Below are 13,035 nucleotides of genomic sequence, written 5' to 3' on the forward strand. Positions count from 1 at the left end.
GGTCTCTCTTCCGGCGGTTAGTTGCTGACGGTCTGGACGAACCGCGCGAACGACTCGGACGCGCTCATGACCAGGTGCGCCGCCGCCTTGACGATGGTCGCCGCGCCCTCCGGGTCCTTCAGGGCGTAGAGGGCGGCGCAGATCATGAGGACGGTCGGGAGCACCTTTCGCGGACGGACAAGCATGGTGAGCCCTCTCGATTCGAGAACCTGCGAGCAGGTTCTAAGAGACATAGAACATGTACAGTCACTGAGAGTCAAGTCCACAGCACCGGTCGCGTTGGATTGCTGCGGGTCTCGCCTCGCTCGTTCCTGCTGACTCAAGGATTCCTCGCCGCACGCTGCGGCAACACTGTGATCACCCCCGGGACTGAATGCACAGGGGGTGCTTTTTAGGGGTGATCTGGCCCTCGACCAGCGAAAACATCCAGACCAAATTTGTGGAGTTCGAGCCGCGGAAGCCTTGTCCGCGCCATGATGCGAAGGCGCGGATATATGGAGGTGAACGTGTCTCGAATGCCCAATGTTGCGCTCGCGCAGGCTATGCGACGTGCGGATTGCTCAAATTCGGGACTTGCTTCACGGGTACGGCAAATCGCCCAGAAAGAGGGCATAAGCCTGAGCTGCACCCATGTGGACGTGAAGCGCTGGCTTGATGGCGTGAAGCCTCGGCCGACAACGGCAAGGTTCATCACCGAGGCCCTCTCTCAGAAGGCCGGCGTGACGTTCTCGTTGGACGACGTCGGCTTGGGCAGCGTCGTCACTCCCGAGACGCTTGAAGCCACCCTCGCCCACGGCGGCGGGATATCCGATGTCGGGAGCCTGCTGCTGGGTCTTACTCGGCGCGACCTCGCCGATGATCCTGTAGCTCTGGAGTCCGTGATCGTGCCGGACGCCTGGAGCGAGGCTCTGATCGCATGGCTGCTGTCCCGCCCTGAGCCGCATCAAACCAGGCAGAACGCCCGGCCATCTGTGGGCGTGTGGGACGTCCACGCGATCCGGGTGACAACCGAGATCTTCGCCAACATGGGATTCCAGTTCGGCGGCGGTCATGCGCGCTCTGCGCTCATTCAGTATTACAACCGCGAGGTCGTCCCGATGCTGAACGGGAAATTCACCGAGTCGGTTGGGCGATCGTTGTACGCGGCGGCTGCGGAAATCACGGAGTTGGTCGCCTGGACGGCTTACGACCTGGGCAGGCACGGGCTCGCTCAGCGGTATTTCCTCCAAGGGCTACGCCTCGCACAGGCGTCGGGTGACCGCATGATGGGCGGTCTGCTGCTCGCCGATATGAGCCATCAGGCCAACTACCTCGGCCGCTACAACCAGGCGATACAGCTTGCGCGGGCAGCACAGGAAGGATGCAAGGACGTCTCCACCGCCACGCCCATGGCTCTGTTCCACGCCATGGAAGCGCGGGCCCACGCAGGGAACGGCGATGAGGCCCAGTGCGCACGCGCCTTGCTCCAGGCCGAAACGTATTTCAGCAAGCGCAAGGTGGACGATGACCCGCCATGGTCACGCTACTTCGACGCCGCCGAGCTGGCGAGTGAGGGCGCGCACTGCTACCGCGACCTCAGAATCCCTTCGCAGGCCATGGAGTTCGTCGGCCACGCCGTCGATCTCTGCGATCCGATGTACGTGCGGACGCTCGCCTTCGACCGCCTCGTACAAGCAGCCAGCTACGTCCACATGGGGCAACCCGCGAAAGCCGCCTTGGTTGCACTTGAAGCCGTCAACCTGGCCGGGCCACTCAAGTCCGCGCGTTATCTCCGGTACGTCCGAGATCTGAAAGCCGACCTCGCGGGCTTCGACTGCGAAGATTCGGTCAGGGCCTTCAACACCCTCATCGCGGAAAAATATCCGTCCCTCGGTGGCTAGAAAGCCCGCCACTGACGAGGCGCGTCCGGATTCTGCAGGCAGAAAAGGCGGTTGCGAAACTCCCGAGCGATATCCTCATCTTCATTGACGTTCTGCATCAGCCATGTCGTCATCTTCAACTCGTTGATGTCTCTGAGCACGGGATAGCCCTCCCATGCCACGACGTCAAACCCGTAGCGCTCCGCGAACTGGTCATATTCGGCACGAGTACCCCAGCCCAGAGAGTGTTCGATGGCTGTGACGGCGAGATCGGTCTCAGGAGGGCCGAAGGCGAAACGCTCGAAGTCAATCAGCACGACGGCGCCTTCGGTGGTCTTGATGAGGTTGTCCGAGTGTGCGTCACCGTGCACGGCGCAGGCGGCCAGGGGGAAATGCAGGGCCTCGTAGGCTGTCTGGAGCTGCTGGTACCTCGTGAGCAGGAACTGGCGTTCCTGGTCGGTGAGGACACTGGCCGAGGAGATGCGTTCCGAGACGCGCCCAAGGATGTCGAGCTGTGGCAGCGCCAGATCTTCCGGAACCGGCATCCGATGCAGAGCCCGCAGAACCTCGGCTAGGTCAGTTAAGGTCGCGGCACCATCGCCGCTGTCGATGAAGCGCCACAGCGTCACGGGCCTGTCCCTGGCAACGAGAGGTTGGGGGTGGTGCGTTGTCCGCGCCGCTGGTAGTCCCGCTTCATGAAGCCAGGCGGCCACAGCCACCTCCTTGCGGGCGTCGTCAAGAACGTCCAGGCTCCGCGCGATGCGTACGACGACCTGTTCGGCCGACAGCACGAAGAGGGCATTCTCGCCGAGGCGGATCAGCCGCGCGTCCTCGCTCGCGAGGCCGGCGACCTTGCATGCCTCCTGGAGAGTCGCCTGTGCTTCCTGAGAGGTGAAGGGGACGGCGGCTGACTCGAACACGGTCACTATGAGCCCTTTGGTTGTGTCTTGACCACGCGGCCTTTACCGGCCCGCTTCTCGACTATCCCCTCTGCTTCTAGCAGCGCGAACGCTCGTCTGACAGTGATACGGCCAACGCCTCGCTCTTGAGCCAGTGCACTCTCTCCAGGGAGCACGGCACCTATGGCGAACTGACCACTGGCTATCTCCCGCCGTAGGGCAGCGGCGACGTCGTCAGCGCGTGTATGTGCGTGGTCGGGCCCGCCGACGAACCACCCCCTCCCGTGGATGGAGGTGATCGTCTGTTCAGAGGCGAGCAACTGGAACGCCTGTCGGACAGTGCCCTTCGAGACGCCATACTCCTCCGCAGTCGCGGCTTCGCCCGGTAGCTGTTGGCCGGCCGCGAGTTCGCCGCTCTCGATCCGCTTGCGCATCGCCTCGGCGATCGTCTCGTACTGCGTCGAGGCCGCACGGCGGTCTCCTGACGGCGCTTCTCCAACCACCCGACGTCCACGGCCTGCCTCGCTGGCCACCAGGCCCGCCCGCTCCAGCTCGGCGACGGCTTGGCGTACGGTTCCTCGTGCCACGCCATACGTGCGGGCAAGGATCGCCTCAGAAGGCAGCATGCCGCCGACGGGGGGATCTCCGTCACGGATACGACAGCGGATATCCTCGGCTATCCGAACGTAGGTGGGCCCATCTATCGCCTTGCTCATCGCGCTCCCTCACCGAGGCACATCGTCTCTAGGGTAGGGCGGACAGGGCAGGACCTGCGGACTAACGCGGCTCCACGTCTTCTCTCGAAGTCTTCCCCTCCGTGGGGTCACAGACGCGATGCGGCGCCAGATTGAGCCAACAAGTCTTACCGAGATCTCTGAGCGCGGATTATGAGGGCTCCGGCGCTCTACGCATCCCTGGACACAGTGCTTACAGCAGATGCCGGTGACCGCTCAAGCCGCGGACTCTTGCCCGGCCTCGTGTCACCGCGCCACCCGGCTTGGGTGTCGGCAGCGTACGGATCTCTACACACATGGTCCTTCTCGAACTCCACGATGAGCATCATCCAAAGCTCACGCGCGTGCTTGTAGCGTCCCCTGCCAGCCTCTTCATAGCCCCTAGCCTCTGCAGCACGGAGAATCAAGAACTGCCCACCCTGGCTCGCCCACTCGTACACTCCGCAGCACGACGTCTCAGTGATCCGAAGGTGGTCCTTCCGAGGGCGCAGATAAGGTTCCCACCGCAGTACCGGCAGGTCAGGGGCTGACATGGCCGCTCGGTACTTCTTCAGCGTACTCCTGGAGGTAGCGGAAGACGTTGCGGCGGCATCGCTGCCATGCGCAGGCGAAGGCGAGTTCCAGCAGCGTGTCGGCTTCGAGCTGCAGCTTGACGCCATAGGCGATCTCGTCGGCGGTCAGCTTGGGCAGCGGCCTCGCCCGCCAGACGCCGAACTGGCCGCGCCATACGTAGAAGCGTCTGAATGCGCCGCGCAGGTCGTGCGGCGAGACGCCGAAGATGGAAGTCATGTGGGATTGATCTCCCCGTGTTGCCTTGGACAGGGAAGTCAGCCGGAAATCCTCGCTAGCTGACGTTTGCCCACGTTAACGCTAGGGCCTCATGGCCACAAGGCTCATGGCAACATAGCCGCGTGACACTTGTGTGCTGTGATCGACTACAGCTCTGGGGTGCCGGTGTATCGGCAGGTCGCCAACGCGATCCGCGACGACATCACCGCCGGCCGCTACCGCCCAGGAGCGTGGTTGCCCTCAGAGACCCAACTGGCGCAGATGTACGAAGTGGGCCGCGATACGGTTCGCGAGGCACTGGCCTATCTACGGGCCGAGGGCAGGATTACCACGGTGCGCAAGCGAGGTTCCATGGTCACTTCTGAACCGACGCGCAAGGCGTATGCAATCTCACCTGGAGCTCGTGTGGTCGTTCGCATGCCGACGCCAGACGAACGACGCGACCTGGCCACACCAGCAGAACTGCGTGAGTTCGGCGGTGTACCTGAGGGCGTACCGGTGTTTGAGATCATCCCGGGTACACGCAAGCATCGAAGAGTGCTACGCGGCGATCACGTAGAGCTCATCGTCGATGAACCATCTGTGAGCAAGTGATCCTCATCGAATGCGGAGTGGCTTCTCCCTCGCAACCCTGAAGCCCCCATGACAGGCCTAGGTTCACGCACTCAAGGGAAGACCATCAGGCCATCACCGATTACTCCCGGATCGAGATGACCTTGCTACTTGATGTGAAAACAAGGCTCAGCGGGGACCGACGCAGGATCCAAGACTCCTAGTGAATCACCCCAAAAACCCTATAATAGGACATTTATCCTCGAAACCCCCGCTCCGCTCGTAGGCCAGAGCACCGCCTCCAACCCGCCTCAGAACTAACAGGGATTAGGGCATCTAAATAGGCCATTAGTGGGCATCCGTAACAATCTTGCCAAGTGGCGCGATCTTCTTTAGCACCTGGAAGTTACATGTTCTAGGCGAGCAACAGATCGAGGACCTTGATGCGGGGAGCTGTTTCGATAGATGACCACTGTTACCTCTGTAACGACAGTCGATGAACGCTAATAACGCGGCCGTCTTCGTTATTTGCTCCGACGACGTTCAGGACAAGCATAGGTTCGTTACTCTGTCGCCGGCCGATCCCGCTGAACTCGTAAAGACTCTTGCCCCTCGCATTCGCCAGGCCTATTTCGACATTGATGCCGCCGAGCAACGTCTACGCCGGGCTGCCGCAGAACTGACTCGATTCAATTCGGAAGCTTTTCAGATAACAGAATCGGAAATCGAACGAGCATTAGAAGAAGAGCTGGATGCAGTGCTTCCAGCTGAGTGGAAGGGAGGTCGTCCCCGTCAAACGGATACTCAGCGCAGTGAGTTGGCCGAAATAATCGCGGCCGAAATCCTCCGGCTCAACTTCGGCTCGCTGGTTCCTGCGTCACGCATCGCTGCCAAAGAAATTCCCGACCAGCAAACGAGGGGAGTCGATGTGCTGGCCATTGAGGATATCAGCACAGACTCTCCTACCTTGATCATCGCAGAAGTCAAGGGATCCTGCGAGGCAAAAACTCCACCGGCGGTAGTAGCGGATATGGCTAAGAAGCTCAAGGAAGTAGCCAGCGAGCGTCGCACAATGCTACAAGAGCTGATATGGCTGAGAGACCATTGCGATGACGAGTACTTGGAAGTATGCACGCGCATGTGCGCCAGATATCAGCTACGAAAGTATGAACCAAATATAGTCTTTGCTCCCGTACTCGTTCGAACGAGGGAAACCAGTGATTTCGGTGATTTCGGGATCTTCTATAAGCAACGTGATAAATTCCCCTATACGGTTCGCTTCGCAAGCGCTATACTGGACGTAGAAGATCTCTTTACTTTTGCGGTCGCAGTCTATAAGGAAGCTCGTAGATTGAATCGCCCATGACTCTTGAGAGACGAATCTCACTATACGAGAGCGCCTTCGCCGAGGATGGCGGTGATGCGCTTATTGGTCGCGCACAAATATCATATATTGTGGAAGCGCTGACTGGAAAAAGTGAGCCCATCGAGACCGATGGAATAGATCTTCGGGATGTAGCGTGGAGCTTTGAATCTCTAGGCGTTGAAGCATCCAGGAGTGGATTCCCAGAACGGCAACTTATCGGTATTTTCGAGAAAGCATTCCGGATTCGGTCTAGCCTGCTTGCTGCGGAGGACAGCATGACCCTAACCGACGTCTGGCTGCTTATCGCTTCAGGGCTAGCGTCACAGAATCAACCACAAGTACGTGAAACACTTGGAGAGATAGATTGGCCTGGTCGTTTCGGAGATGCGCCTACGCAGTGGGATCAGCGAGTCCTCTGGGAATCTACGCGAGCACTGTTCCATCTGACTAGGAAACGTGGTGGCTGGGAAGACATTGACATCGCACTTCGTGCTTTGAAGGATCTAGTATTGCTTCAGCGCGAGCAGGAACCCGACTTGCTTGCCCAGCAGCAGCCGGACAGCGCTGCCCTACTGCTGGGGCTGTATCACCTGGCGGAAGGGCTTACCACTCTCGGCGAATATCTGCGGACCGGTTCTCCAGATTCTGCACTTTCAACGATTGAGCGCAATACCGAACATTCGTTGCATTTATTGCAAAGCACAGGCGAAGAAGATCTAATAAAAATCGCATCTGCTGCGGTGGTAGTGCTTCCTCAACTCGTTCGGGCAAGCATCTGGCACAATACTAGTCGTTTGTCTGAAGCTGCTCGACAATTCGCAAGGAATCTCACCGAGAGCACTGAAAATCAGCCTGTTCTTGAACTATGGTGGGCCCAACGGGAGGCCTTGGCTCAAAACCTTCTCGACCCCTTTAAAATTGCCATCGGCGTGCAGATGCCCACCAGTGCTGGCAAGACTTTGCTTGCTGAGTTTTCTATTGTTCAAACGCTTGCCTTGAATCCATCCTCAACAGTCGCATACCTGGTCCCAACCCGTGCACTAGTGAACCAGGTCACTAGGCGCCTTCGGCAAGACCTGGAAGGTAGCGATATCCAAGGACGAACGATTCTCGTTGAAGCTGCGGTTCCTGTCTTTGAGCTAGATCCAACCGAAAACGCGATGCTGACCTATCGTCCGGATGTGCTAGTCACAACGCCCGAGAAGCTTGATCTTCTAGTCCGTTCCGGACACCCCGTAGCTAGAGATATCGCTCTCTTGGTTGTCGATGAGGCCCATCATATCTCAGAGCCAAGCCGTGGCCCACGGCTGGAGTTGTTGCTCGCTACGCTGAAGCGAGAACGGCGGGCCTCGTGCCGGTATTTGCTTCTCACGCCGTTCTTGCCGAATGCTGACGAGCTAGCCCGGTGGCTCGGAGATGCAGACCATGCCGCGATTAGCCTTGATTGGCGTCCTGCCCTTCAGATACGGGCTCTAGGACATTGGCGTCGCAAGAGGAAGAAATTTCATGATGCGCTCGATCTAGTTCCCTCGGTGACGCAGCCACCCGAGTGGCAGGGTGTCGAGATTGATCTAGGTGAATCTCATCTGCAGCCGGCGACCAGATCGAGACCAGGAATATCAGCATCTACCGCTGCTTCATTGGCACTTTCCGGGGCTTCAACGCTTATCCTCACTAAAGGGCCGGGGACTGCAGAAGAACGCGCATTGCGCGTTGCCGAGATTCTTGGCAGTGCTGGAGTTGTCGAGGAGGATCCAGTCCTTGATGTCGTGATCAAGTATGTCTCCGAAGAGCTCGGCGAGTCTTATCCGCTTGTTAGGACGCTTAGGCATGGCGTGGCTTTTCACCATGCGGGTCTTCCACCAGAAGTGCGAAGCCTTGTCGAGCGACTCCTAGAAAAGGGAACAGTTAAAGTCCTAGCGGGTACGACCACCCTTGCTCAAGGTGTCAATTTCCCCTTGGCCGCTGTCATTGTAGAAACGCTTCGTGTCTCTCAAGGTCGCGGCAAAAAGTGGAGATCTCTGCAGTATTCGGAGTTCTGGAACATCGCAGGACGAGCCGGTCGGGCTCTTCAGGACAGAATCGGGGCTGTCATATGGCCTTCTGATGGAAAAGCTAGCGATCGAGAGTTCCTAGAGTTTCTAGAGGGCGAAGCTGCGAGCGTTGTTTCGGCTTTGGCTGGAGCCCTGAGTTCTATCGATGAAGCTTCCCCTGAATATAACCTGTCACTCGTGCGCAATGATCCATCTCTCAGTCATTTCCTTCAATACCTCGCTCACGCGCTTAAGGTCGGTGGCTTCGCACAGGCAAGTGCGGAGATCGAAGATATTCTTAGATCTTCTCTAGTCTTTCACCGGATGCGAGGCGAGAATCGAGATGATGCAGAGCGACTGGTTCGCTGGTCGAGACGGTTTCTTGAAGCCAGTCGGGGAGAGAGGCTTCTCAACGTGGCAGACGCTACTGGGCTATCGTTGCCCAGCGTCGGCCTTATTGCTTCAACGGCGGCCCCAGAGATGCGAAGCCCGGCTTTCTGGAGCCCGGATAATCTTTTCGGCCACGATCTAAGCTCATTGATCTCTACTATTGAGCTTCTTAGCGAGGTACCTGAACTTTCCCTAGGACTGTCCGACGAGCGCGGAGGACTAAATAAATGGCGCGTTGCAGGAATCCTTCGGGATTGGGTTAACGGTGCTACTCTTCCAGAGATAGTAGATAGCTGGGCCCCGCCGGGCAACCAGGCTGACAGCTTGCGCACGATTGGTCGCTACCTGTTTCGAGACCTAACAGGTCAAATGCCATGGGGTCTCGGCGCCTTGCAACTTGTTACTATGGCCGACAGCGGAGGACCTGAGCAGCTTCTTGATGCAAAGCGCGTTCCAGCAATGGCGTTTTATGGCGTCAAAAGTCGAGGCGCGATCGCGTTGAGAATGGTCGGTGTTCCGAGGGTAGCAGCTGAATACCTAGGCCAACGGGCGCCCGAATTTAGCTCGTTTTCCAATGCTAGGAAATGGGCGGGGGACCAGCCTGCATCTGATTGGGGCGGCCCAAGTCGGGATCAAGATAGGGCATCGCTTAAGCAGATATGGGAGCTCACTAGCTTGTGAGCGTTGTTTTCGCAGAGGCCGACGTACAGTATGAGCCGCGGGTCTCGAAGGTAGATACAACCGTGCAGCAGTGCTCGACCTCTGGTGCCTGCCCATTGCTCGCCCAACCGCCGCGTGGGCGACAGTACCGATCAAGGAAGCGCCAGGTTGAGAGGCGGATGAGATCCTTGTATAGCCTGGCTTCTAATCCGACGGTCGCAGGTTCGAATCCTGCAGGGCGCGCTTTGATCATGTTCTGACCTGCGGTTTTGCGGGATCGGATGCGTTCTAGAATTTCCGTCTAGGTGTTACGTGCTCCGTACGTGCTCGCCCGCACCAACCCCGCACACACCATGATCCATTTGCCATCCTCCCACTCGGCCCAAGAGCGGCGGCCCCGCCTCGCCGCGAGCAGGCGGCGAACGCGGGGCCGGATGCTTAATCCGACTGTCAGCTCCTCAGCGAGATGAGCTTCCCAGTGTCGGCCTGACCGTCATCGTTGAACAGCAAGGCGGCGGTCTTCTCGGCTGCCGCCATGGCGACCTGCGGGTAGACGGAGGTGTAGGTGTCGGCGGTGAACGCACTCGAGGTATGTCCCAGTGTTTCCTGTACCACCTTCATCTCCACCCCGGCCGCCAGCATCAGTGAGGCCGCCCCGTGGCGCAGGTCGTGAAGGCGGATAGGCGGCAGGCCGGCGAGGTAGGCCAGCCAGAGAAACTGGTCGGAGATGTGCTGGGGATGGAGCCGGTTGCCGTCGGGCTGGGTGAGCACGAACCCGGTGTCCGTCCACGCCTCACCCATGGCCAGCCGTTCCTGGAGTTGCTGCTGACGATGGGCACGCAGCAGTTGAGCGGTGTCGGTGTCCAGGGCGATGGTCCGCACTGAAGCGTCGGTCTTCGGGGCGCCCTCACGAACCGCCCAGGCCAGCTGCACGAGCTGCCAGTTCACGGTCAGGGTGTGGCGGTCGAGATCGACCTCCTTCCAGCGCAGCCCGCACGCTTCGCCTCGGCGTAGCCCCCGCAGCGCGATCAGCTGGTAGAGGGCGAAGAGGCGGTGGGCCTTGGCTTCCTTGAGAAACCGGCGCGTATGCGCGGGTGTCCACACCATGACCGGGGAGGGGCGGGGCACGCTGGTGTAGGCGTCGATGGGATCGACCCTACGGCCGCCTCGGCGGTGTTTCTCGGTCTCCCGGTAGGTGCGGAAGTCTTGCTGCCAGGCGCGGACCCGGTCCTCGGTCCACACCAGCGGCTTGGGCCGGGTGTAGGCGGCCATCTCCAGCACGGCGGCGGGGTTGAAGTCGATCAGCCGGTCCTGCCGCATGGCCACGTTGAGCGCATGTCGCAAGGTCGCGCGGATGCGGTGCATGGTGGCGATGCTGATCGGCCGCCGGTGCTTCACCGTAGCCCGAATCTGCGGGTCGGGGTTGGCGCGGCGTTCGGTGATGGTGTCGTTGAACTCCTCGATCTGCTCGAACATCAACGCGATGTCGCTGACCTTGAGCTGCTCCAACCGCAGCCGCCCCAGATACGGGTTGAGGTAGAGCCGGATGTGGCCCTCATAGGAACGGCGGGTGGTCTCCTCGATCTTCCGCTTGCGGTTGAGGAACTCGGCCAGCCAATGCTCGACGGTGATCTCTTGAGTGAGGTGCTGCCCGGTCTTGATCTTCCGGCGGACCGTCTCCATGTCCGGGAGCATGTCGGTCTCGGCCAGCGACCGTTTGATCAGATCGGCGATCTGGGTACGGGTGGCCGGCTCGCGCGGGTCGGCCAGCGCGAGCAGGTCCCGCACCCGGCCGAGTTCGTCCTTGGCGGCGTCCTGGGTGGCGAACCCGCCCCGCCGCAGCGGCCCGCGTCGCTTGCCATCGGGCCCGGGTGGGAGCTCGATCTGGTAGTTCCAGATGCCGTGCCGATAGCTCCACCCGCCGTCGGCGCGGCGCAGCTTCGGGCATTGCTGCCCGAGCGGCTTGCTGCCGCTGTCGCGGCAGGAACAGCGTTTGAACGTGCGTCCTTCGGCCATCGTGGTGCCTGTCCTGTTCTCTTCGGTGCTGTCGGGCGGGGCTTGGTGGTGGTGAGCGGGGAGAGCGGGTGGCGCTTGGCGCAGGAGTGCTGCGCCAAGCCCCGATGCGGCCGGTGAAGGGGACTAATCGCCCTCGTCAAAGGACGTTCCTGCGGAAGTCCTATCGGCACGCATTCCGCGATATCCCCGTCCGGTCATGGCCCCGGTGATCGCTGGATAGGGGCGCACGGCGGTCCTGTCGCCTGTGCGCCGTCTGTGGGGCGTGGAGCGCCGGGGTCGCGGTGTTCCCATCCGGTACGGCCGATGCGGTGGTGTGATCGGGCGAGCATGCCCGTGGTCATCACGTCGCCGCATTGATGGCCGTACCGGACAGGGTGTATCGACGCCTAACTGGATGGCGCTGGTCAAGGCCGAATCCGACGGTCAACGCCGGGCCGGGGCGCCGGCGGTTCCCGCACGGCGTTGCCGCCATTCTGTCCAGCTTTGCTTCGTGAGGCGCCACCGAATGCGGACGGCTCTGGCATCCAAGGAATGCACCTACTAACCGTGCAGGTGAGATGAGGCAGTCGGTCCCACGCCGGCCCGGAATGACCGCGCAGTGGCTGTTGACGATGTGCAATCGATCGGCGCGCTGTAGCGAGATGGAGTCATGTCAGTGCGGTCCGATCACTTGGGCCACCTGATCCCTGTCACCTTTCTAAATACCTGTGATCAGGCCCGGATTCGGACAGCAGGCGAAGCAAAGGCTTGACCACGACTACGAGACAAAGCGCTCGTATCCAGTGCACGCTCATCGCCCGGGGCCGCAGTTATGGCGGCACGTAGTATGTGAGCGATGAGGCGCGAGAAGAAGTTGGCGCGCCTGCGGATTGAGCGCCCGAGAAACGCCGACGGGCATTGGGAGTACGCGACCCAGGATGAGCGTTTGCAAAGGGGGGCTCAGCCGAGGGCGGTGAGCCGGTCGCGGATGAGATCGGGGAAGACGTGACCCGGGTCGGCGTCGCCGATCTCGATGGCGATGTCCAGTGCCTGCTGCCACACCGCCCGGGCCTCGTCGGCCCGGCCCGCCGCATGCAGGGCGTCGCCGCGGTTGCGGAGGGACTTGATCTGCCCGTACCGGTCGCCGAAGCCTTCGAACAGGATGAAGGCGCCCTGGTGAAAGGCCACAGCCTCGGTGTGGAGACCGGAGCGATGGTGGGCGGAACCGAGACCGTCCAGGGCGAACGCCTCGCCACGGACGTCACCGATGTCACGTTCCAACAGCAGCGCGTCCCGGCAGCGCGCGATGGCGGGCGCTGCTTGGCCGAGGATGGCCAGGTACCAGCCGCTGAAATATAAGGCTCGGGCGAGCGCGCGTCCGTCGCCCGTACCCTCTGCCAGTTGGAGTGCCCTGTCGCCGTGGATCAGTGCCTCCGGGACTTTGCCTTGGTGCTCGCAGATGTGGCTGATGTCGATGAGGGCGTGCGCGTGACCCACCGGGTTGCCCAGGGTTTCGAAGAGCCGCGCGGCCTGCTCGTAGTGGTGGCGCGACTTCTTGTCCAGGCGCGGCCAGTGATACGCCCTGCCCAGCGCCGAGTGCGCGTGCGCCTGCCCGATGGTGCTGCCTTGGCATTCCGCCGCCCACAAGGCGGTCTTCTGCATGGCCAGGCTGTCGTTGCGGTGGCCACGCCGGTCCAGATACTCCTCCATGGTCCAAGGCAGCTGCCATGCGTACGTGTGACGCCCCGTCTCGGCCGC

10 protein-coding genes are annotated in these 13,035 nt (G+C 60.8%); 4 read left to right on the plus strand and 6 right to left on the minus strand.

What is annotated here, in order from left to right:
* Positions 1–17: 17 nt before the first annotated feature.
* Positions 18–185 carry a hypothetical protein gene (locus OIE67_RS02810; protein ID WP_189138686.1) on the minus strand — a complete coding sequence of 56 codons (168 nt, stop codon included), beginning with the start codon at positions 183–185 and terminating at the stop codon, positions 18–20.
* 309 nt (positions 186–494) lie between these two features.
* On the opposite strand from OIE67_RS02810, the gene OIE67_RS02815 reads away from it, so the two are divergent.
* Positions 495–1,880, plus strand: a complete 1,386-nt coding sequence (locus OIE67_RS02815; RefSeq protein ID WP_326636340.1) for a hypothetical protein — start codon at positions 495–497, stop codon at positions 1,878–1,880.
* Here OIE67_RS02815 and OIE67_RS02820 read toward each other — a convergent pair.
* The 3 genes from OIE67_RS02820 to OIE67_RS02830 form a co-directional block, all read right to left on the minus strand.
* Complete coding sequence (locus tag OIE67_RS02820) at positions 1,877–2,785, minus strand: aminoglycoside phosphotransferase family protein (protein ID WP_326636341.1); 909 nt, start codon at positions 2,783–2,785, stop codon at positions 1,877–1,879. The two genes, OIE67_RS02815 and OIE67_RS02820, sit on opposite strands and share 4 nt — an antisense overlap.
* On the minus strand, positions 2,785–3,474 hold the full coding sequence (locus OIE67_RS02825) for a GntR family transcriptional regulator (RefSeq protein ID WP_326636343.1): 690 nt from the start codon (positions 3,472–3,474) through the stop codon (positions 2,785–2,787). Before OIE67_RS02825 ends, OIE67_RS02820 begins: the two co-directional genes overlap by 1 nt.
* A 537-nt stretch (positions 3,475–4,011) precedes the next feature.
* A complete protein-coding gene (locus OIE67_RS02830) occupies positions 4,012–4,281 on the minus strand; it encodes a hypothetical protein (RefSeq protein ID WP_326636346.1) in 270 nt (89 codons plus the stop codon).
* Between the two features lie 138 nt (positions 4,282–4,419).
* Between OIE67_RS02830 and OIE67_RS02835 the strand changes: the two genes are divergently transcribed.
* From OIE67_RS02835 to OIE67_RS02845, 3 genes are all read left to right on the plus strand, one after another.
* Positions 4,420–4,875: a GntR family transcriptional regulator gene (locus tag OIE67_RS02835; RefSeq protein ID WP_326636348.1), complete on the plus strand. Its 456-nt coding sequence runs from the start codon at positions 4,420–4,422 to the stop codon at positions 4,873–4,875.
* 454 nt (positions 4,876–5,329) lie between these two features.
* Positions 5,330–6,199 carry a Hachiman antiphage defense system protein HamA gene (locus OIE67_RS02840; RefSeq protein ID WP_326636350.1) on the plus strand — a complete coding sequence of 290 codons (870 nt, stop codon included), beginning with the start codon at positions 5,330–5,332 and terminating at the stop codon, positions 6,197–6,199.
* Positions 6,196–9,303, plus strand: a complete 3,108-nt coding sequence (locus tag OIE67_RS02845) for a DEAD/DEAH box helicase (protein WP_326636352.1) — start codon at positions 6,196–6,198, stop codon at positions 9,301–9,303. The genes OIE67_RS02840 and OIE67_RS02845 overlap by 4 nt, the downstream gene beginning before the upstream one ends.
* 429 nt (positions 9,304–9,732) lie before the next feature.
* Here OIE67_RS02845 and OIE67_RS02850 read toward each other — a convergent pair whose 3' ends face one another.
* A complete protein-coding gene (locus OIE67_RS02850) occupies positions 9,733–11,298 on the minus strand; it encodes a tyrosine-type recombinase/integrase (protein WP_326636354.1) in 1,566 nt (521 codons plus the stop codon).
* A gap of 939 nt (positions 11,299–12,237) precedes the next feature.
* Positions 12,238–12,987, minus strand: coding sequence for a tetratricopeptide repeat protein (locus OIE67_RS02855; protein ID WP_326636356.1), 750 nt, complete (start codon positions 12,985–12,987; stop codon positions 12,238–12,240).
* Positions 12,988–13,035: the final 48 nt, after the last annotated feature.

It is taken from the genome of Nonomuraea fuscirosea, assembly GCF_035917475.1.
In the GTDB taxonomy this organism is placed as follows: Bacteria; Actinomycetota; Actinomycetes; order Streptosporangiales; family Streptosporangiaceae; genus Nonomuraea; species Nonomuraea fuscirosea.

Excerpts from the sequence above, each read along its gene's own strand:
- OIE67_RS02810 (WP_189138686.1), bottom strand. The coding sequence starts at position 185 with ATGCTTGTCCGTCCGCGAAAGGTGCTCCCGACCGTCCTCATGATCTGC.
- OIE67_RS02815 (WP_326636340.1), top strand. The coding sequence starts at position 495 with ATGGAGGTGAACGTGTCTCGAATGCCCAATGTTGCGCTCGCGCAGGCT.
- OIE67_RS02825 (WP_326636343.1), bottom strand. The coding sequence starts at position 3,474 with ATGAGCAAGGCGATAGATGGGCCCACCTACGTTCGGATAGCCGAGGAT.
- OIE67_RS02830 (WP_326636346.1), bottom strand. The coding sequence starts at position 4,281 with ATGACTTCCATCTTCGGCGTCTCGCCGCACGACCTGCGCGGCGCATTC.
- OIE67_RS02840 (WP_326636350.1), top strand. The coding sequence starts at position 5,330 with ATGAACGCTAATAACGCGGCCGTCTTCGTTATTTGCTCCGACGACGTT.
- OIE67_RS02845 (WP_326636352.1), top strand. The coding sequence starts at position 6,196 with ATGACTCTTGAGAGACGAATCTCACTATACGAGAGCGCCTTCGCCGAG.
- OIE67_RS02850 (WP_326636354.1), bottom strand. The coding sequence starts at position 11,298 with ATGGCCGAAGGACGCACGTTCAAACGCTGTTCCTGCCGCGACAGCGGC.
- OIE67_RS02855 (WP_326636356.1), bottom strand. The coding sequence starts at position 12,987 with ATGGAGGAGTATCTGGACCGGCGTGGCCACCGCAACGACAGCCTGGCC.